The organism is Streptacidiphilus albus JL83, assembly GCF_000744705.1.
Taxonomy (GTDB): Bacteria; Actinomycetota; Actinomycetes; order Streptomycetales; family Streptomycetaceae; genus Streptacidiphilus; species Streptacidiphilus albus.
In genome coordinates, this window is the sequence record NZ_JQML01000001.1 from 2,891,089 (window position 1) to 2,910,698 (window position 19,610).

The 19,610-nt window shown below is 73.6% G+C and carries 15 protein-coding genes; 4 read left to right on the forward strand and 11 right to left on the reverse strand.

What is annotated here, in order from left to right:
• Positions 1-40: 40 nt before the first annotated feature.
• The 6 genes from BS75_RS12540 to BS75_RS12565 are packed head-to-tail and all read right to left on the reverse strand — an operon-like array spanning position 41 to position 6,680.
• A complete protein-coding gene (locus tag BS75_RS12540) occupies positions 41-1,177 on the reverse strand; it encodes a DegT/DnrJ/EryC1/StrS family aminotransferase (RefSeq protein WP_034088283.1) in 1,137 nt (378 codons plus the stop codon).
• Complete coding sequence (locus BS75_RS12545) at positions 1,174-1,908, reverse strand: acetyltransferase (RefSeq protein ID WP_042436842.1); 735 nt, start codon at positions 1,906-1,908, stop codon at positions 1,174-1,176. The genes BS75_RS12540 and BS75_RS12545 overlap by 4 nt, the downstream gene beginning before the upstream one ends.
• Complete coding sequence (locus tag BS75_RS12550) at positions 1,905-3,065, reverse strand: DegT/DnrJ/EryC1/StrS family aminotransferase (protein ID WP_034088284.1); 1,161 nt, start codon at positions 3,063-3,065, stop codon at positions 1,905-1,907. Before BS75_RS12550 ends, BS75_RS12545 begins: the two co-directional genes overlap by 4 nt.
• Positions 3,062-4,063, reverse strand: coding sequence for an NAD-dependent epimerase/dehydratase family protein (locus BS75_RS12555; RefSeq protein ID WP_034088285.1), 1,002 nt, complete (start codon positions 4,061-4,063; stop codon positions 3,062-3,064). The genes BS75_RS12550 and BS75_RS12555 overlap by 4 nt, the downstream gene beginning before the upstream one ends.
• 51 nt (positions 4,064-4,114) lie before the next feature.
• Complete coding sequence (locus BS75_RS12560) at positions 4,115-5,179, reverse strand: Gfo/Idh/MocA family protein (RefSeq protein ID WP_034092919.1); 1,065 nt, start codon at positions 5,177-5,179, stop codon at positions 4,115-4,117.
• 58 nt (positions 5,180-5,237) lie between these two features.
• A complete protein-coding gene (locus BS75_RS12565; protein ID WP_042436839.1) occupies positions 5,238-6,680 on the reverse strand; it encodes a sugar transferase in 1,443 nt (480 codons plus the stop codon).
• A gap of 648 nt (positions 6,681-7,328) precedes the next feature.
• On the opposite strand from BS75_RS12565, the gene BS75_RS12570 reads away from it, so the two are divergent.
• The 3 genes from BS75_RS12570 (at position 7,329) to BS75_RS12580 (ending at position 10,612) form a co-directional block, all read left to right on the forward strand.
• On the forward strand, positions 7,329-8,210 hold the full coding sequence (locus BS75_RS12570) for a glycosyltransferase (RefSeq protein ID WP_231608124.1): 882 nt from the start codon (positions 7,329-7,331) through the stop codon (positions 8,208-8,210).
• 72 nt (positions 8,211-8,282) lie between these two features.
• A complete protein-coding gene (locus BS75_RS12575; protein ID WP_034088287.1) occupies positions 8,283-9,563 on the forward strand; it encodes an MFS transporter in 1,281 nt (426 codons plus the stop codon).
• Positions 9,564-9,589: 26 nt separating this feature from the next.
• Entirely contained in the window at positions 9,590-10,612 is a 1,023-nt protein-coding gene (locus BS75_RS12580; protein ID WP_034092921.1) for a TolB family protein, read from the forward strand.
• Positions 10,613-10,658: 46 nt separating this feature from the next.
• Here BS75_RS12580 and BS75_RS12585 read toward each other — a convergent pair whose 3' ends face one another.
• The 3 genes from BS75_RS12585 to BS75_RS12595 all read right to left on the reverse strand — a co-directional run bounded on the left by BS75_RS12585 (position 10,659) and on the right by BS75_RS12595 (position 14,149).
• Complete coding sequence (locus tag BS75_RS12585) at positions 10,659-11,309, reverse strand: adenylate kinase (protein WP_034088288.1); 651 nt, start codon at positions 11,307-11,309, stop codon at positions 10,659-10,661.
• 84 nt (positions 11,310-11,393) lie between these two features.
• Entirely contained in the window at positions 11,394-12,788 is a 1,395-nt protein-coding gene (locus BS75_RS12590; RefSeq protein ID WP_034088289.1) for a DUF2079 domain-containing protein, read from the reverse strand.
• Positions 12,789-13,318: 530 nt separating this feature from the next.
• A complete protein-coding gene (locus BS75_RS12595; RefSeq protein WP_042436833.1) occupies positions 13,319-14,149 on the reverse strand; it encodes a gamma-glutamyl-gamma-aminobutyrate hydrolase family protein in 831 nt (276 codons plus the stop codon).
• Between the two features lie 96 nt (positions 14,150-14,245).
• Between BS75_RS12595 and BS75_RS12600 the strand changes: the two genes are divergently transcribed.
• Positions 14,246-14,983, forward strand: a complete 738-nt coding sequence (locus BS75_RS12600; RefSeq protein WP_034088290.1) for a FadR/GntR family transcriptional regulator — start codon at positions 14,246-14,248, stop codon at positions 14,981-14,983.
• Positions 14,984-15,069: 86 nt separating this feature from the next.
• Here the strand turns inward: BS75_RS12600 and BS75_RS12605 are convergent, their stop codons facing one another.
• Together BS75_RS12605 and BS75_RS12610 are read right to left on the reverse strand one after the other, a co-directional pair.
• The gene (locus BS75_RS12605; RefSeq protein WP_034088291.1) at positions 15,070-16,263 is read right to left on the reverse strand and encodes a membrane protein; all 1,194 of its coding nucleotides are present in this window, start codon (positions 16,261-16,263) and stop codon (positions 15,070-15,072) included.
• A 185-nt stretch (positions 16,264-16,448) separates the two neighbouring features.
• Positions 16,449-19,529, reverse strand: coding sequence for an SGNH hydrolase domain-containing protein (locus BS75_RS12610; protein ID WP_052070610.1), 3,081 nt, complete (start codon positions 19,527-19,529; stop codon positions 16,449-16,451).
• Between the last annotated feature and the right edge of the window lie 81 nt (positions 19,530-19,610).

A 19,610-nucleotide genomic window follows, 5' to 3' on the forward strand; every position in this document is an offset into this window, starting at 1 on the left:
TACTTCGTTCTTCCCCGGATACAACACTTGTGACGGCGCGTCAGCCCAGCGCACCGACGAGGGCGTCCACCACTCGCTGCTGCTGCCGCTCGGTGATCTGCGGGAACAGCGGCAGCGACAGCATCCGCCCGGCCGCGGCCTCGGCGTGCGGGAAGTCCCCGCGCCGGTGCCCCAGATGGGCGAACGCCCCGGTGAGGTGGACCGGGACCGGGTAGTGCACCCCGGCGCCGACGCCCTCCGCATTCAGCTTGCCCACCACCGCGTCGCGGTCGGCGCCGTCGACCCCGCCGGCGCCGAGCCGCACCACGTACAGGTGCCAGACATGGGTGTTGCCCGGGGCGGTCACCGGCAGCACCAGCCGGCCGGCCGAGGCGGCCGCACCCAGCAGCGCGTCGTAGCGGGCGGCGGCGGCCCGCCGGGCGGCGTTGCCGGCCGCCAGCCGGGCCAGCTTCGCCCGCAGCACCACCGCCTGGAGGCCGTCCAGCCGGCTGTTGAAGCCGGCCACGTCGTGCCGGTACTTGGCGGTGCCGCCGTGGTTGGCCAGCGCCCGGACCAGCCCGGCCGCCTCCGCGTCGTCGGTGAGCACCGCCCCGGCGTCGCCGTAGGCGCCCAGGTTCTTGCCGGGGTAGAAGCTGGTGGCGGCGATGGAGCCGCGGCCGGGACTGCGGCCGTCCCGGGTGGCGCCCTGGCTCTGCGCCGCGTCCTCGACCATCCGTACCCAGTCCGGCAGGCCCGCCGCCAGCACCGCCGTGTCGGCGCACTGCCCGTAGAGGTGGACCGGGACGACCGCCCGGGTGGCCGGGCCGACCGCGTCCAGGGCCCGCTCCGGGTCGATCAGCAGGGTGTCCGGGTCGCAGTCGACCAGCACCGGCCGGGCGCCGATCCGGGCGACCGCCCCGGCGGTGGCGATGAAGGTGTTGGCCGGCAGCGCCACCTCGTGTCCGGCCCGGACCCCGGAGGCCCGCAGCGCCAGCTCCAGCGCGTCGGTGCCGTTGGCGACGCCCACGCAGTGGTCCACCCCGGCGAAGCCGGCGTACTCCCGCTCGAAGGCCGCGACCTCCTCGCCGCCGACGAAGGCGGTGGCCGCGAGCACCCGGGCGAAGCCGGCCGCGATCTCGTCGGCGACCTCGGCATGTGCCGCCGCCAGGTCCACCAGCGGGATTTGACGCTCGCTCATCTCCGGGACTCCTCCGCTGTGGTGACCGAAAGGGCGGCGTCGCGCCGCAGTTCTTCGAGTGCGGCGGACCCGGCCGGGCGCAGCTGCCGGGCCGGGCCGCCGATCCAGACCTCGCCGGGCGGCACGTCGCCGAGCACCGTCGCGCCCATGCCGACCAGCGACCAGGCGCCCACCACCGCGTACTCGCGGACCAGCGCCCCGGCGCCGACGTAGGCGCCGCGCTCCAGCCGGACCCCGCCGCCCAGCCGGACCCCGGAGGCGACCGTGGCGAAGTCGCCGACCTCGTCGTCGTGGGTGAGCACCGCCTGCGGCATCACCGCCACGTGCGCGCCCACCCGGACCGCCGCGGTCAGCACGCAGTGCGCCAGCAGCACCGACCCCGGACCCACCGAGGAACTGGCGGAGACCGCGGCGGTCGGGTGCACCACGGTCGCGTAGCACTGGTCCGGCAGCCCGAACCGCCGGACCAGCCGGGCCCGGACCGCGTAGTCGCGCGGACTGCCGACGCAGACCACCACCCGCAGCCCCGGCCGCTCCCGGAGCAGCCCGTGGACCAGCTCGCAGCCGCCGAGCACCGGCACCCCGTCGACCGCGCGGCCGTGCAGCGCCGGGTCGTCGTCCAGATGGCCGAGCAGTTCCGGACCGCCGCCGAACGTGCGCGCGGCGCGGACGGCCTGCGCGGTCTCCCGCGCGAAGCCACCCGCGCCGACGATCACCAGCCCGCCGCTCATCCGGTGCCCCCGGCGGCCGGTCCTGCGGCTGCCGCTCCGCGGAGTGCCGCGACCACCCGGTCCTGCTGGGCCTCGGTCATGGTGTGGAACAGCGGCAGGATCAGCGAGTCGCGCCCGATCCGCTCGGTCACCGGCAGCGGTCCGGCCGGGTGGCCGGCATAGGCGGGCTCCAGATGGGTGGCCATGATGCCGCGCCGGGCGGAGATCCCGGCCTCGGCCAGCAGTGCCAGCAGCTCGTCCCGGCCGACCGGGAACTCCGGGGCCAGCAGCACCCAGTAGGACTGGAAGTTGCCCCGCCCGTGCGCCGGGTCGGTGACCGGGGTCAGCCCGGGGACGTCCGCCAGCAGCTCGGCGTAGCGCCCGGCCAGCTCCCGGCGGCGCTCCAGCATGGCGTCCAGCTTGCCGAGTTGGACCAGGCCGACCGCGGCCTGGATGTCGGTCATCCGGTAGTTGTAGCCGGTCTCCAGGTAGCTCTCCAGGACCGGGGTGCTGCTCGCGTGGCGCTGGGCGGCGGAGGCGTTCATCCCGTGCTCGCGCAGCCGGCGGAGCCGGGCGGCCCAGTCGGCGTCGTCGGTGGTGAGCATGCCGCCCTCGCCGGTGGTGACGATCTTGCGGGGGTGGAAGGACCAGGCCGCCAGCAGCGCGCCGTGGCCGACCGGCTTGCCGCCGACGGTGGAGCCGATGGCGCAGGCCGCGTCCTCGACCAGGGCGAGGTCCCAGTCGGCGCAGGCCGCGCGCAGGGCGTCCACGTCGGCGGGCACGCCGCCCTGGTGCACCAGCAGCACGGCCCGGGTGCGCGGGCTGCGGACCGCGTCCACGGTGGCCCGGGTGAGGTTGCCGGTGCTCAGCTCGACATCGGCGAAGACCGGTTCGGCGCCGGTGTAACGGACCGCGTTGGCGGTGGCGATGAAGGAGAGCGAGGGCACCACCACCTCGTCGCCGGGGCCGAGGCCGAGCGCGACCAGGGCCAGGTGCAGCGCGGTGGTGCAGGAGCTGACGGCGACCGCGTGCTCCGCGCCGACCCGCTCGGCGAAGGCCCGCTCGAAGGCGGCGACCCGGGGGCCCTGGGCGACCCAGCCGGAGCGCACCGCCTCGGCGGCGGCCTCGGCCTCCGCCTCGCCCAGCCACGGGAGCATCACCGGGATCCGGCCGGTCATGCCCGCACCGCCGCATCCGGCACGGCCGCCGCGTCGGCGGCGCGCTCGGCCAGCCACCAGTCGACCAGGTCGCGCAGCCCGCTGCCGAGGTCGATCTCGGCGGTGAAGCCGAGCCGCTCGCCGGCCCGGCTGATGTCGGCGAGCCTGCGGGTCACCCCGTTCACCGCGCGCGCCGGTCCGTGCACCGGGACCAGGTCGGAGCCCATCGCGGCGAGCAGCGCCAGCGCCAGGTCGCGGAGGCTGGTCTCGGTCGCGCTGGCGACATTGAAGACCTCGTCGGTCAGCTCCGACTCGGCGGCCAGCAGGTTGGCCCTGGCGATGTCGCGGACATGGACGAAGTCCATGGTCTGGGTGCCGTCGCCGAGGATCAGCGGCGGCTCCCCGGCCGCGATCCGCTCCATCCAGCGGATCAGCACCTCGGTGTAGAGGCCGTGGATGTCCATCCGCGGGCCGTAGACGTTGAAGTAGCGCAGGGCGATGTAGTCGAGACCGTACATGGCGTGGAAGCTGCGCAGCATGCCCTCGTTGAACGCCTTGGCGGCGCCGTAGAAGGTGTCGTTGTTGTAGGGGTGGTGGCGCTCGGTGGTGGGGAACTCCTCGGCGAGGCCGTAGACCGAGGCGGAGGAGGAGGCGATCACCTTGCCGACCCCGGCGGCCGCCGCGGACTCCAGCACGTTGAAGGTGCCGTCGACCATGACCTCGTTGGCCAGCCGGGGCTCCTCCGCGCACTGGGTGATCCGGATCGCGGCGAGGTGGAACACCAGGTCGGCGCCGTCGGTGGCCTTGCGGACGGTGTCGTGGTCGCGGATGTCGCCCTCGACCACCCGGACCAGCCCGCTGGGCATCGCCCCGGCGAGGTTGGCCATCCGGCCCCGGACGAAGTTGTCGAGCACGATGATCTCGCCCGCACCCCGGTCGACCAGGAGGTCCACCAGGTTGGAGCCGATGGTGCCGGCGCCTCCGGTGACCAGCACCCGCTTGCCTCGTACGCTGCTCAAAGCTCTTCCCTCGCTGCTGTGATGACGGTTGGCCAACTGTGTTTCGGAGGATCAGCGGTGCCCGGTGCGCAGGCCGACGACCGCGCCCCGGAACTCCAGGCTCCGGGAGGCGGCCTCCAGGATGTCCAGCACCCGGAGCCCGGCCCGGCCGTCGGTGAGCGGGGCCCGGCGGTCGCGGATCGCCTCGGCGAACTCCTCGACCATGGCGCGCAGCGCCTCCTTCTCGCCCAGCGCGGGCGCGACCATGTCGCCGGAGCGGTAGGAGACGAGCATCTCCCGGCGCTCGTCGGCGCCCAGCTCCTGCGGCGCGGCCAGGTCCACGCCCCGGTCGAAGAGCGCGACGCGCTGCGCGGGGTTGAGGTCGTCCCAGATCAGGGTGCGCTTGGAGCCGCCGACCATGGTGGTCCTGACCTTGGTCGGCGAGAGCCAGTTGACGTGGACGTGGGCGATGGCGCCGGTGTTGAGCTGGAGCGTCAGATAGGCGACGCAGGCCTGTCCGGCGCCGATCGGGTCGGCCCCGTGCGCGGCCACGGCGACCGGCTGCACCTGCTCGGGGAGGATGAAGTCGAGGATCGACAGGTCGTGCGGGGCCAGGTCCCAGAGCACGTCGATGTCCTTCTGGACCAGCCCGAGGTTGATCCGCACCGAGTCCACGAAGTGGATCTCGCCGAGCTCGCCGGAGCGGACCGCCTCCCGGATCCGGCCGACCGCCGGGGTGTAGCAGTAGGTGTGGTCGCACATCAGGGTCAGCCCGCGCTCCTCGGCCTCGGCGACCAGCCGGGCGCCGTCGGCGTAGGTGGCCGCGAGCGGCTTCTCCACCAGCACGTGCTTCCCGGCCCGGAGCGCGGCCAGGGCCACGTCCAGGTGGGTGCCGGCCGGTGTGGCCACGGCGACCGCGGCCACCTCCGGGTCGGCCAGGACCGCCGCGTAGTCGGCGGTCGCCCGGACCGTGGAGTAGCCGCCGAGCACCCGCTCGGCCCGGGCCAGGTCCAGGTCGCACAGCCAGCGCAGCCGGAAGGCGCTGCCGGCCTGGAAGTTGCGGACCAGGTTCGGTCCCCAGTAGCCGGCGCCGACGACCGCCACGCCCAGCGGCTCCGCCGCTCCGTTCTCCGTCACGCTGCCGCGCCCCTTGTCGTGATCTGCCGACGACTGGTCGGTCCGCTTGCTGTGCATGTCAGTAGGCCCCCGTTCCGCGCATCACGGCCGGTCCGGTGCGGAGCAGGATGGCCAGGTCCAGGCCGAGGGACCAGTTGTCCACATAGCCGAGGTCGAGCCGGACCGCCTCGTCCCAGGGCAGGTCGGAGCGGCCGCTGACCTGCCAGAGGCCGGTGAGGCCGGGTTTGACCAGGAGTCGGCGCTTGACCTCCTCGGTGTAGCCCTCGACCTCCTCCGGCAGCGACGGCCGGGGGCCGACCAGCGACATGTGGCCGCTGACCACGTTGATCAGCTGCGGCAGCTCGTCCAGCGAGTAGTGCCGCAGCACCGAGCCGACCCGGGTGATCCGCGGGTCCTCGCGGACCTTGAACAGCACGCCGTCGCTGTTCTGGTTGAGGTGGGCCAGGTCCGCGCGCTGCTCCTCGGCGTCCTGGCGCATGGTGCGGAACTTGAGCATGGTGAAGTGCTCGCCGTGCTTGCCCACCCGCCGCTGCCGGAAGAACGCCGGACCGGCGCTGTCCAGCCGGATCGTCAGGGCGACCCCCGCCAGTACCGGGGAGAGCACCAGCAGCAGCACCGCGGCCAGCAGCCGGTCCACCAACTCCTTCGGCAGGCGCGGGATCCGGGAGAGCACGGCCGGACTGATGTGCAGCATCGGCACCCCGCCGTGCGGCCGGGGGGCCAGTCGGGACGCGGCCACGTCCGCGAGCATCGGCACCACCAGGAAGTCCACGGCCTGGGCGGCGGCGATCCAGGAGAGCCGGCGCAGCACCGACGCGTCGATCTCCGGAGCCGGCAGCACCACCACGGTGTTGCAGTGGGTGGAGCGGATCGCGGCGGAGACGTCGCCGAGCCCGCCGCCGACCGGGATGCCCATCTCGTCGACCACCGGCGCATTGGCCGGATCGGTGAGGCAGACCGCCATCACGCTCAACTCCTGTACGCCGCCCCGCCGCAGGACCGAGCTGAGCTCGGCCACCGTGCGCGAGGGACCGACCAGGAGGGCGGTCCGGCGGTCGCGGCCCTGCGCCCAGCGACGGTGCAGCCGGCGGCGCAGCAGATAGCGTCCGCAGACGCCGATCAGCGCGGCCGGGGCGGCGGCGAGCATCATGTCGTGCAGCAGATGGGAGTTGTGGGTGAACCACCAGCAGGCGACGGCGGTCAGCGCCGGCAGGGCGACGGCGCCGCGCATGACCCGGCGGAACTCCTCGGTCCCGAGGCCGAGGGCGCGCCGGTCGTAGGCCCGGTAGGCGAACATGGCGAGGATCCAGGCGGGTGGCAGGCCCAGCGCCACGGACCAGCGTCCGTAGCCGGCATGGACCACCAGCGCCGCGAAGAGGGCCGCGAGACAGTCCGCGGCCAGAAGGACGACTGTGTAGTTCCGCTCCCTACGTCGTCGCCGGGCCCGTAAGCTCCGGCGTTCCACCACCTGCAACTCGTGCGTGACCGGTTCGACGGCCATGCAGACCCCCCACCACGGGCGCTCGGCTCACTCCACGCGTCGCCGGATCTGCCCCCGGCACTTGCCGCGCGGCCGGAGTCGGCCGTGCTGTGCCTGTGCCTGTGCGATGGGGACGGGGACAAGCAGCGACGACGGGTGAGTGCTGGGCTCTTCCACCTGACCGGCCGGGAGCACGGACCCGCGGTTGCTGATGGACACCCCCGCAACCGGAATCCGTCGTTCTCGGCCGTGAACGACTGCCCGCAACGGTGCGCGGACGATCGGATCTCATGTGTGCTGTGCGGGACCGGATTGACCCGTCCGGCCCGATGGAGCCTCTTGCTGAACCGATCCCGGACGACTATTCCAGGATCTCGTGCACCGATCATTACCGTACCGATGACCAGTCGATACGCTGGGATGAACTATTGCTTTCGGCTGGAACTACACCCCGTGCACGCGTCCTGGACAGATCAACTCCAGGGCCGCGACCAGGAGTCGGGCCGTTCCGCTCGGTTCCTGGACGACCACGGCCGCCGGGGAGGGTTCCCCCGCAAACCGGGCGTCCGCCGCTCAATCTAGACCACCCGGGGCCGCGTCGGGAACATTTGGCCGAAACATCAGAATCACCCACCGACGTGGCGTCATACTGCCCGAGTGACAAGCATTGTGATCCCTGCTCACAACGAGGCACAGGTCATCGGACGGCTTCTTGATTCACTCCTGTCCCAGCCATCCCAGGCACCCCAGGGATTCACCGACGAGATAGATATTGTTGTGGTGTGCAACGGCTGTACGGACGACACCGCACAGGTCGCGGGCGCACGCGGGGCAGGCGTCCGGGTGGTGGAGATCCCGACCCCGTCCAAGCACACCGCACTGCGGGTGGGCGACCAGCACGCCCGGGGCTTCCCCCGGGTCTACGTGGACGCCGACGTGGTGATCAGCGGGGCAGACGTCCGAGCAGTGGCCCGTCCGCTGGCGGCGGACGGCGACGGCGGGACGTCGGTACTGGCCAGTGCGCCGGGCCGGGAGCTGCCGCTGGCCGGCTGCGCCTGGAGCGTCCGCGCCTACTACCGGGTCTGGCAGCGGCTGCCGACCGTCCGCCAGGGGCTGTTCGGCCGGGGGGTGATCGCGGTCTCCGAGGCCGGCCACGCCCGACTCGCCGCCCTCCCCCCGCTGATGGCCGACGACCTGGCCGCCTCGCTGGCCTTCGCCCCCGAGGAGCGCACCGTGGTCGAGACGGCCCGGGTGGTCGTCCATCCGCCGCGCACCTGGGGCGATCTGATCCGCCGTCGGATCCGGGCCGCCACCTCGACCGCCCAACTGGAGCAGCACCAGCGACGGGAGGCGGCGACCGAGGCTCCCGCCCCCTCCGCCCGCACCGGCCGGGCCGACCTGCTCGCGCTGCTGCGCGCCGACCCCACGCTGCTGCCGGCCCTCCTGGTCTTCGCCGCCGCCGCGGTCGCCGCCCGGCGCGGCTCCCGACGCGCCATCGAGGCCGGGGACTTCGGCACCTGGCTGCGCGACGAGAGCAGTCGCGGCGCCTGACCGAACGTCATCCGGCTTCGGTCGTCTGACTGTTGCCGCTTCCGTCGCCCCGCCTGTCAGGAGGATCCGACGATGTACCTGGCCGACCGCGCCGCCCCCGCCGAGGGGGCCGCGCCCTCGGGCGGCCCCCGACAGTTGGCCAGGGCCGTCTCGTCGACCGTGCTCGCCCTGGGCGCCGTCAGTCTGATCACCGACGTCTCCTCGGAGATGGTCACCGCCGTCCTGCCGCTCTACCTGGTCACCGGGCTCGGTCTGAGCCCGCTCGGCTTCGGCGTGCTGGACGGCCTCTACAACGGAGTCGCCGGACTGGTCCAGCTGGTCGGCGGCCACCTCGCCGACCGGGGGCGGAACCACAAGCTGGTCGCCGGGCTCGGCTACGGCTTCTCCGCGCTCTGCCGCCCGCTGCTGCTGATCGCCCACACCCTGACCCCGCTCGGGGCGATCCTCGCCCTGGACCGGACCGGCAAGGGGCTGCGCACCTCTCCCCGGGACGCGCTGATCTCGCTCTCCTCCGCCCCCGAGCACCGGGGCCGGGCCTTCGGCGTGCACCGGGCCATGGACACGGCCGGCGCCGCCCTCGGGCCGATCACCGCCTTCCTGATCCTGCGCCAGGCCGCCAACGGCTATGACGCGATCTTCGGCGTCAGCGGCTGCATCGCCGCGCTCGGCGTGCTGGTGCTGATCCTGTTCGTGCCCGGCCGGCCCCGGGCGGCAGCGGGGGCTCCGGCCGAGGCGGCCCCCGCCCGGAAGCGGGTGGACCTGCGCGAGGCCGCCACCCTGCTCAAGCTGCCCCGGCTGCGGGCCCTGGCCGGCTGCTCCATGCTGCTCGGCCTCACCACCATCAGCGACGCCTTCGTCTACCTGCTGCTGCAGCACCGGACCGGCATCTCCGACGAGTGGTTCCCGCTGCTGCCGCTCGGCACCGCCACCGGCTTCCTGCTGCTGGCCGTGCCGCTGGGCGCGCTCGCCGACCGGATCGGCCGCCGCACCGTCTTCCTCGCCGGGCACGGCGCCCTGCTGCTCGGCTACGGCCTGCTGCTCTGGGCCCCGGCCGGCCCGGCCCTGCCGTTCCTGGTGCTCGCCCTGCACGGCACCTTCTACGCCGCCACCGACGGGGTGCTGCCGGCCGCCGTCGCCGACGTCGTCCCCGAGGCCCTGCGCGGCACCGGCCTCGCCCTGGTCGGCACCGGCCAGGCGCTCGCCCGCTTCCTCTGCTCGCTCGCCTTCGGCGCGGCCTGGACCGCCTGGGGCGACGGCCCCGCGCTGACCGCCTCCGCCGTCGGCCTGCTCTGCTGCGCCGTCACCGCCGGCGTGGTGCTCCGACCCACCCGCACCCCGCAAGGAGACCAGTGACCGACCCGGCCCCCGGACGCGCCCCGATGACGTCCCGCACCCGGCTGCTGATCCTGGCCGTGGCCGTGGTGCTGCTCGCCGGGCTCGGCACCGGCTTCGTGCTGCACGCCGCCGACCGCGCCGACCGGCGCACCCGGCCCCGGGCCGGCGGCCCGCCGGTCGTCGCCGGAACGGTCTCGCTCGACCGGCCGGGACAGCTGTTCTTCGTCGACATGGCGCCCGGTCCCTATGTCGACCACGTCGTCTCGGTCCCGGCCGACGACCCGGGCGGCACCCGCACGGCCACCCCGCTGAAGTGCGAGCGCTTCTTCGCCGCCGCCGGGACCGGCGTCTGCCTCCAGTCCGACCAGAACGTGTTCACCACCGGCAACCGGGCGCTGATCCTCGACGCCTCGCTGCACACCGTGCGCACCGTCCCGCTGGCCGGCATCCCCAGCCGGGCCCGGGTCTCCGCCGACGGCCGCTTCGCCGCCTGGACGGTCTTCGTCGGCGGCGAGTCCTACGGCGCGGCGTTCTTCTCCACCCGCACCTCGATCCTGGACACCCGGACCGGGACCCTGATCCCCAACCTGGAGACCTTCGCGATCACCCTCAACGGCCAGCAGTACCACGCCGCCGACGACAACTTCTGGGGCGTCACCTTCGCCGCCGACGACGACACCTTCTACGCCACCCTCGGCACCGCCGGGCACACCTACCTGATGCGCGGCTCGATCTCCCGGCGGAGCGTCACCAGCCTCACCGAGAACGTGGAGTGCCCCTCGCTCTCGCCCGACGGCACCCGGATCGTCTTCAAACGGCGGGTGCTGGCCGGCTCCTCGCTCTGGCACCTGACCGTGATCGACCTGCGGACGCTGAAGGAGACCCCGCTCGCCGAGCACCGCAGCGTGGACGACCAGGCCGAGTGGCTGAACAACAGCACCGTCGCCTACGCCCTGCCCACCCCCGGCGACATCGGCAGCGACGACCTGTGGAGCGTCCCCGCCGACGGCGGCGGCACCCCGCAACTGCTGTTGCCCGGCGCCTCCTCCCCCGCCCTGCTCCCGTAGCGGCGGCTGCAGGGAGCGGCGGCTGCAGGGAGCGACGGCGCGGCGATCAGCCGGTCGGCAGCACCGCGCGGATCCGCTGCGCGACCTCCGCCACCGGACCGGTCGCGGCCACCCGCCGGAGCAGCCCGGCCGCCTCGTAGTAGGAGATCAGCGGCACCGTCTCGGCCCGGTAGACCTGCTGCCGGCGCAGCACCGTCTCCGGCCGGTCGTCCTCGCGCTGGAACAGTTCCCCGCCGCAGTGGTCGCAGACGCCGGGATCGGCCGGCGGCGCGGTGTCCAGGTGGAAGGAGTGGGCGGCGTCGGCGGCGCAGACCCGGCGTCCGCCGATCCGCCGGACCACCTCCTCGTCGGGCAGGTCGAGCAGCACCACCGCCGTCAACTCCTGTCCGTGCGGCGCGAGCAGCGCGTCCAGCGCCTCGGCCTGCTCGGTGCTGCGCGGGAAGCCGTCCAGGATGAAGCCCTCGGCGGCGTCCGGCTCGGCGATCCGCTGCTCCACCAGTCCGAGGGTGACCGGGGTGGGCACCAGCCCGCCGGTGGCCATCACCTCCGCCACCTGCTCCCCCAGCGGAGTCCCGGCCCGCGCCTCGTCGCGGAGCAGCACCCCGGTGGAGATGTGCGGCACCCCCAGCGACGCGGCCAGCAGCGTGGCCTGGGTGCCCTTCCCGGCGCCGGGAGGGCCGACGAGTACGAGGCGCATGGGACATCCTTTCGGCGACCGGGCAGGACGACCAGTATCACCGAGCGGAGGATCCACGGCCCCTGCGCCGCGCTCTTACGGCGCTCAGCCGGTGCTGTCGCGCCGCAGCAGGACGAAGCCGTCGTCCGAGGCGATCTGGTGGTAGCCGTGGGCCAGGGCCTGGGCCACGTCCGCGCGGTAGAGCACCGACCGGTCGGGCCATCCGACCGGGGAGGCCGGGTTGGTGATGATGTACTGCGCGGTCGGCAGGCCCGGGTTCGGATAGCTGGGGAAGAGGAAGACCGTGGCCCGGTCGGTGAGCTGGGCCGCCAGATCGTTGTCGGCGGCGACCGTCGCGCCGTTCGGGATCCGCCCGGCCAGTTCCCGCCCGGCTTCCGCGACCGGCGAGACCGCATAGGTTTTCGGCCGGCTCAGCGCCCCCAGGGGATGGTCGGGGATCAGCACCGCCGAAACCGCCAGGCTGACCGCCAGGACCGCCCGGAGCCGGCGCGGCGACCAGCCCTGCCGGCGACACTGGGCCAGGGCGTCCACGAAGGCCGCGAACACCACCGGCATCAGGTCGGCGCTGTAGTGGAAGGTCATGCCCCAGTAGGCGGGGGTGTCCGAGAGGAACCGCCAGAGCAGCGTCGGCACCACGACCAGCGCCAGCCGTGAGCGCAGTGCCAGGAAGGCGGTGGGCGCGAACAGCGCGATCAGGGTGACCAGTTTCACGTGCGGCAGGATCAGGTTGTGCGGTACCGACAGCAGTTGGTGCACCAGCCCCTGGTGCACCGCAGCGCCTCCGGCCGCCGCCGCGCCCGCGCCGCCGGCGCCGAGGGACTTGGCGAAGTAGGCGTAGCCGCTGTCGGAGGACAGCGGGATCAGCACCAGCACCTCGACCAGGCTCGCGGCCACCCCGAAGGCGGCGGCGGCCAGCCCGAGCAGTCGGGGCCCCTTCCAGGCGACCAGCAGGCCGATGGCGGCGAGGGTGAAGCCGAGGTCCTCCTTGACCAGCACCAGCGGCAGCGCCCACAGCAGCGCGGTCCGCCAACGCTCGGCCGCCAACGCCTCCAACGAGAAGGCGATCAGTGGGACGGCGAAGCAGACCTCGTGGAAGTCGAAGCCGACGGCGGCGGCGATGCCCCAGGAGCTGCCGTAGCCGAAGGCGATGACGACGGCGGCCTCCGCGCCCAGCTCCCGGTGCGCCCAGCGGGCCAGCGGGACCAGGGCGACCGCCAGCAGGAACGCCTGGGCCACCAGCAGGGTGTCGGCGGTCGGCAGGATCCAGTAGAAGGGGACCAGCAGCACCAGCACCGGGCTGAAGTGGTCGCCCAGCACGCTGTAGTGGGCGGAGCCCTTGAGCGCCGCGTAGGGCAGGTGGCCGCCCGCGTAGGAGCGCACCGCCTCGTCGAAGATGCCCAGGTCGTAGCCGTCGGTCAGCAGGTTCTGCTGGCGGCTGATCGCGAGTGCCGTGTAGGCCACGAAGAAGAAGCCCGCCATCCCCCACCACAGCAGTGACCGCCTGCGGCGGAGGACCGGGGATATTCGGGCCAGGACCACCGGTGGCGGTCCGAGCGGCGGTACACGTCGTACGGCTGCGACCGGTGGAGCGACTGGCATGGTGGATTACACCTGTCGGCGTCGGGGACACGGGTTCACTGGTGGTCGCCGGGCAGCTCGAAGGACCGCAGCCTCGTTGGCGCGGTCTCCGGGCAGTCCGTGCGTGTGCCGCTCGACTCCCACTCTCTGCACTAGTAACGCCACAGTGGCAGGAGTGGTTGCAGCGAAAGTGAAATCCGGCCGAACAGTCGGATGTACTACCGGCACAAACCACCCCAGGCCCGCACACTCGGGACGGGTGCGGACCGGCGGACGGGGTCGGTACTCCGGATCGGTACTCCGGATCGGTACTCGGGATCGGTGCGCTCAGCCGACGGCGGTCGAGGTCTCCGGCGGCACCGGATGGTCGCACTGCCGGAGCCGGGCCGCACCGTCGGCGGGCGCCACGGCTCCTCTCGGAGGCTCGTCGCTCATCCGCGCGCCGCCTCGCGCACCTCGCGCACCTCGCGCACCGCCCGCGCCTCGCGGCAGAGCGCCGCGAACAGCGGCAGCCGCAGCGCGTCGCTGGGGACCTCCGCCTCGGGGTGCCACTGGACGCCGACCGTCCACGGTGTGCCCGGCAGGCTCTCCACCGCCTCGACGCAGCCGTCGGCCGCGCGGGCGGTCACCCGGAGCCCTGCACCGGCCCGGTCCACCGCCTGGTGGTGGCCGGACGCGATCGGCAGCGTCCCCCCGGCCGCCACGACCTCGGCCGCCCCGGCCGCCCCGGTCGCCCCGGCGTAGGCCGCCGCGACCCGGCTGTCCGGCGCCACCTCGACGTCGTGCAGCGCCCACTCGTCCCGGGTCACGCCGGTCGGGTCGTGCAGCACCGAGGTCCGCGCCAGGTCGACGTGGAGCGAGCCGCCGTACTCGACGTTCAGCAGCTGCATCCCCCGGCAGATGCCGAGGTAGGGACGGCCGGTGCGGCGCGCGTGGCGGATGACGGCCAGGTCGAGCCGGTCCTGCTCGCGGTTGACGTCGTAGAGCGCGGGATGGTCCACCGCTCCGCCGTACAGCGCGGGGTCGACGTCCCCGCCGCCCGGGACGAGGAAGCCCTGGCATCCGTCCAGCAGTCGTTCGGTCTCCTCCTCGGTGCCGGAGCCGACGAGCACCGGCTCGGCTCCGGCCGCGCGGACGAGGTCGACCACGTCGGCGAAGATCTTGTTGGCGCCGCCCACCCGGGGGTCCGCGTCGCCGACGTCCCCGTCGCTGAGCCTGACCGGTACGGCGATGGCGGGCATACCGGTCCCTCGGCTGCTCATAGGCTCTCCTTGGTACTCTGCCCGGGAGTGGCGATTTACGAAATCTAGAGGTTGTAGTTCGTGGATGACAAGGGCTGGCGGGAACACATTCGTCCGGTGCGGGCCGCAGGGGCTGCCGAGGCCATCGCGCGCAGGCTGAGCGAGCTGATCGGCGCCCGGATGCTGGTCGCCGGGGACCGGTTCCCCTCCGAGAAGGCCCTCGCGGAGCTGTTCGAGGTGGCGCCGATGACCATCCGCCACTCGATGGCCGTGCTCCGCGAGGAGGGCCTGGTCGAGACCCGGCGCGGGCACCTGGCCGGCACCTATGTGACCCCCGAGGTGCTGGACCGGGTGCGGGAGCTCACCGCCAGGCACGCCTACACCGAGGCGGAGGTGGAGGAGCTGACCGTCTGGCGCGAGGCCGTCTCCGGCGAGGCCTCCGCCCGCGCCGCCGCCCGACTGACGACGGACTCCACCGGGACGGACGCCGCCGACGCCGTCACCGGGCTGCGGGACCGCCTGCGCGAGCTGGAGGCCAGGACCAACGCCGAGCTCGGCGACCCCGGCGCCTACCGCACCGCCGACGCGGCGCTGCACCTGTTCATCGCCGAACTGTCCGGCTCACGGCGGCTGCTGGAGGCCGAGCAGGGCATCCAGCACGAGCTGACCCGACTGCTCGCCGCCGACCCCGGCGGCACCGAGTCCCGCAGCACCCCGGCCCAGCTGCACGGCCCGCTGGTCCGCGCCATCCTGGCCGACGACCCGGCGGCGGCCCGCGAGGAGTTCCGGATCCACGCCCGGGCCACGGCGGACATGTGCCTGATCCTCAGCCGGCCGCTGGACACCACGGCCTAGTCAGACCGGCGGGAGTACGCCGACAGGCGGGTGTTGTCCCGGAAATCCGGACAACACCCGCCTGCCGCCCCGTCGGGTCGCCGCACTCAGACCCCGACCGCCTCCTCGACCTCTTCCTCGATGTCTTCCTCGGACCGCTCGGACCGCTCGGACCGCTCGGACCGCTCGTCCGCGCCGACCGGCGCGGCCGTCCGCAGCGCCGTCGCGGTGTCGACCGCCGTGGCCCCGGCCAGGACCGGGACGGCGACCGCGTCGCCGACCACCGCGTCGCTCGCTGCGACGTCGCTCGCCGCCGCCCGCTCACGGCGCCGCTCGACCGCTCCGGCGATCGTGGTCACCGCGAGGCCGACCACCAGCCAGATCGCCAGCGTCCAGATGCCGCGCGGCAGTCCGTGGCCGTGGAAGTACACCAGGTCGCGGTTGCCCTCCAGGTAGCCGGCGCCGTTCCAGAAGGCGTGCAGGCTGCCGAAGAAGCCGTTCTGCAGGGCGGGCTCGTAGATGCCGCCGGAGCTGGTGAAGTTGAGCATCACGAACAGCACCATCACGCCGAGCGTGGTCCACCGCTTGAGGAAGGTGTGCAGGCCGACCCCGACGAAGAGGATCCCGGCGGAGTACAGCCAGCTCATCGCCCAGACGCCCCACAGCCCGTGGGAGACCAGGTGGAACAGCGGCCCGGCGAAGAGCGCCCCGAGCAGGCTGACCACGAAGGAGGTACCGACCACCAGCAGCGCCCGCAGCCTCATCGGCAGGCTGCCGCCGACGCCGCCGAGCACCGCCACCGAGGCGTAGGAGCCGATGCTCACCGCGACCAGCAGGAAGAACAGCGCCTGCCCGGTCGGGTCGCCGTGCGCGGTGGGCGCCAGGTCGGTGATCGTGAGCGGGGCGCCCTGGGCGGCGGCGACCGGGGTGAAGGCCTGCTCCACGACGGTGGCGCTGGTGTCGGAGCCGGCCGAGGCGACCAGCACCTCCGGGTGCGCGCCGGGGATGTAGGCGCCGCTGATGTCGCGGGCCATCAGCTCGTCGGCGGCGGTCTGCCGGTCCGGCACGGTGCGGACGTCCAGGGCGTTGCCGGCCTTGTCCTGCACGGTCTGGGCGAAGACCTTGACCTCGGCGGTGGTGCCGACGACGGCGACCGGCAGGTGGTGCGGCGAGGGCGCGGCGAAGGCGCCCAGGTAGGCCAGCCCCATGCCGAGGCACATCAGCAGCGGAGTGATCAGGTGCGTCAGCACATGGCGCATCGCCGGACTGCGCAGACCTTGGACGGTACTCCCCGTGGTCATCGGTACAACCTCCATATTCGTTGGCTTCTACAACTAAGCCACGAGTTGTACTATACAACTAAAGACCGGGACCGAGAAGCGGGGCGCCGAGTGCCGACCGCCGAGTCCCCTGCCCCCACCCCTTCCTGAACGCACGGTGGGGCTGCCCGCCAACCGCGCGGACGGCCCCACCGATTCCCGACTGCTCAGCCGCCGCTGCCGGTACGGGACATCACGGTCACCTGCTGCACCAGCATCGGGTTGCCCGGCTGGGTCGCCGCCGTGGGCGCGGCACCGCCGTAGGCGCCGGGCAGCGAGCCGCCGACCGCCAGGTCGAGGATCAGGAACACCCCGTGGTGGACGGCGGCGTCCCAGGTCGCAGCGTCCATCCGGTTGGCCGACACCTGGTGGTAGAGGGTGCCGTCGATGTACCAGCGGACCTGCTCCGGCGAGACCGAGCGGTCGATTTCGACCGTGTAGGTGTGGAAGCCCGAGGTGCAGGCCTGGCACGGGTACGCACCCGAGCCGAGCCCGGTCGGCTCGTCGCAGGGACCGCCCGGGGTGATGCCGCAGTGCATCGTCCCGAGGACCGAGGGCAGGCCGTTGACGTTCTCCATGGCGTCCAGCTCGCCGACGCCGGGCCAGGTCGCGGCCCCGGTTCCGGTCGTGCTCCCCTGGCGCAACCCCGCGCCCAGGGTCCAGAAGGCCGGCCAGTAGCCGGTCGCGGCAGCCCCGGAGACATGTGGCAGGGCGATCGTGGCCGAGATCCGGAGGATGCCGCCGGCCGGCGCGGCGAAGCCGTCGCCCCGGGACTCGATCCGGCCCGAGGACCAGGCGCCGGTGCTGCCGTTCCGGGTGGGGACGATCTCCAGCGCGCCGTGGCCGTCCAGCCGGACATTGGCGGTGGAGTCGGTCATCGTCTCCACCTCGCCGGTGCCCCAGTGGTTCGCCACGCACGGCTGGTAGCAGGTCCCCACGTCGTACTGCCACAGGGCGGGATTGGGACGGGCTCCGGCCGGACCGGCGAAGTCGTCGTCGAGCAGGGTGGTCCAGCCGTCCGCCGTGCCGCTCCCGGCACCGCCGGCGTCCAACAGCCCGGCGGCGAGCAGCAGGTGCTGCAGCCGGGGTTCCAGGACCACCACGGCGGCATTGGTCAGGTGGGCGGTGTCCCGGTACAGCAGGATCCGGTCCAGCACGGCCGGGCAGCTGCTCCCCCCGGCCGGGCAGAGCACGTCGTTGACGCCGACCGTCTGCACCCCCGGCTCCTGCCCGGCCGCGATCGCCCCGGCCAGCGGGTCCGGCCACAGCGCCTGGGAGCGCGGCACCGCGCAGTCGCCGAGGGTGTCCTGATGGTCCGACACGCAGGCGGGGATGTCGGTGCCGGGGACCGGGGTGTCCTGGAGGTAGACGATCGGGACGCCCAGGGCGCGCAGCGGGGTCAGCGTCCCGTTCCACGCGGCCAGCAGCTTCGCCTGCTCGGCCGGGGTCTGGTCGGCGGCGTAGCGGTTGAGCGAGGCGACCACGATCAGGTCGGGTTTGGGCTCGCTGCGCAACCGGGCCAGCACATTGGCCCGCCACACCCCGCACTCGGTGTAGGTCCGGCCCAACTGCGGGTTGGTGACCGTCAGCTGGGCCAACGGGCAGCCCTGCTTGACCAGTTCCTCCAGTGCGTCGTGCCGGGAGGCGGCTATGCCCAGCATCGCCGAGAACCACTGGCCCGCGTGGGAGTCGCCCAGCAGCACGATCCGGTGCCCGCTGCCGGTGTCGCCGAAGAGGCAGGGCGGGCTGGTGACGGCGGCCGGGGGGACCTCGCAGGCGCCGTCCGGCGGGAAGTCGTTGCGGGCCTGGATCGGGGTCGGCACGACGTCCCCGCTGCCGACCGCCTTGGCCCCGCCGACCAGCAGGCTGGTCCCGGTGACCGCGCCCGGCGGCAGCCCGGCGGTGTTCACCGGCGTGGCGGAACCGAGGCTGTGCAGGGTCATCGCCCCGGCGGTCAGCGCCAGCACCACCGGGATGGTGACCGAGCTGAAGCCCAGCGACAGTCCGCGCCGGGGCAGTTCGACGACCACCCGGGAGCTGCGCAGCGGTCGCTCGACCCAGCGCATGGTGGCGGCGGCGGGCAGGACGGCGGCGAGGGTGAGCGCGGCCTTGGCCGGCCAGCTGAGGGCCCAGCCGTAGCGGTCCCCGACCAGGACCAGGATCGGCCAGTGCCAGAGGTAGAGGTTGTAGGAGAGCCGTCCCACGGCGCGCGGCGCGCGGGCGCCGAGCAGTCGGCCGACACCGTACCCGGCTGCGCCCCGCGCAGTGCCGTCGGTCCCCTCGGCACCGGCGCGCCCCGGCACTCCGGCCAGGATCACCGCCGCCGCGCCGAGGGTCGGCAGCAGCGCGGCCGTACCGGGGTAGGGGGTCGCCGTGGTGTAGCGGAAGACGGCCAGCAGGATCGCGGCGAAGCCGGCCCAGCCGCAGAGCGCGCGCAGCGGCGCGGTCAGCGACCCGGGGACGCGCGCCGAGAGCCTGGTCGGCAGCCCGCTGGACAGGCCGCTCGGCAGCCCGGTCGGCAGCAGCGCGATCAGCGCGCCGACGCCGAACTGCCAGACCCGCGAGGGGGTGCCCAGGTAGGCCAGCGACACCGAGTCCTGGCTCCAGCGCAGGCAGAGCACCAGCGACGCGACGGTGGCGACCAGGGTGAGCCCGGTCAACGAGAGCCGCAGCAGCCGTCGGCGGCGGGCCGGGTCCGCGACCCTGCGGGTCAGCAGCCAGGCCAGCAGCGCGCAGAGCGGCGCCCAGAACAGGTAGAACTGTTCCTCCACCGCCAGCGACCAGAAGTGCAGCAGCGGGCTGGGGGCCTGCCCGGCCGCGAGGTAGTTGGTCTGTTCGCTGATGAAGCGCCAGTTGGCCACGGAGAGCGCGGCGGCGAGGACGTCGTGGTAGAGGTCGGTCCGGGAGAGCGGGCCGACCAGCAGCAGCGCCGCCAGACAGACGGCGGCCAGCACCAGTCCGGCCGAGGGGAGCAGTCGGCGGGCGCGGCGGGAGTAGAACTCGTCCAGCCGGATCCGGCCGGTGGTGAACGCCTCGCGGAACAGCAGTCCGGTGATCAGGTAGCCGGAGATGACGAAGAACACGTCCACGCCGACATATCCGCCGGTCATACCGGGGACGGCGGCGTGGTATCCGAGGACGGCGACGAGCGCCAGGGCCCGCAGGCCCTCGATGTCCGGGCGGAACGCGTGGCGTGACTCCCGCGCGGGAGTCACTGCCGTGGGGGACGCGTCCTGGTTCCGGTCCACGACCGGAGCAGCATAGGACGACATTTTTCTGATGGCCTTTCATGGAGCCTGTGGTGCAGGAGCGTTCGGTCGACTGCCGAC

What these genes read in the sequence shown, in the direction of transcription:
- BS75_RS12540 (WP_034088283.1), bottom strand. Translation starts at nt 1,177, where the DNA reads ATGAGCGAGCGTCAAATCCCGCTGGTGGACCTGGCGGCGGCACATGCC.
- BS75_RS12545 (WP_042436842.1), bottom strand. Translation starts at nt 1,908, where the DNA reads ATGAGCGGCGGGCTGGTGATCGTCGGCGCGGGTGGCTTCGCGCGGGAG.
- BS75_RS12550 (WP_034088284.1), bottom strand. Translation starts at nt 3,065, where the DNA reads ATGACCGGCCGGATCCCGGTGATGCTCCCGTGGCTGGGCGAGGCGGAG.
- BS75_RS12565 (WP_042436839.1), bottom strand. Translation starts at nt 6,680, where the DNA reads ATGGCCGTCGAACCGGTCACGCACGAGTTGCAGGTGGTGGAACGCCGG.
- BS75_RS12575 (WP_034088287.1), top strand. Translation starts at nt 8,283, where the DNA reads ATGTACCTGGCCGACCGCGCCGCCCCCGCCGAGGGGGCCGCGCCCTCG.
- BS75_RS12580 (WP_034092921.1), top strand. Translation starts at nt 9,590, where the DNA reads ATGACGTCCCGCACCCGGCTGCTGATCCTGGCCGTGGCCGTGGTGCTG.
- BS75_RS12585 (WP_034088288.1), bottom strand. Translation starts at nt 11,309, where the DNA reads ATGCGCCTCGTACTCGTCGGCCCTCCCGGCGCCGGGAAGGGCACCCAG.
- BS75_RS12590 (WP_034088289.1), bottom strand. Translation starts at nt 12,788, where the DNA reads ATGGCGGGCTTCTTCTTCGTGGCCTACACGGCACTCGCGATCAGCCGC.
- BS75_RS12595 (WP_042436833.1), bottom strand. Translation starts at nt 14,149, where the DNA reads ATGAGCAGCCGAGGGACCGGTATGCCCGCCATCGCCGTACCGGTCAGG.
- BS75_RS12605 (WP_034088291.1), bottom strand. Translation starts at nt 16,263, where the DNA reads ATGACCACGGGGAGTACCGTCCAAGGTCTGCGCAGTCCGGCGATGCGC.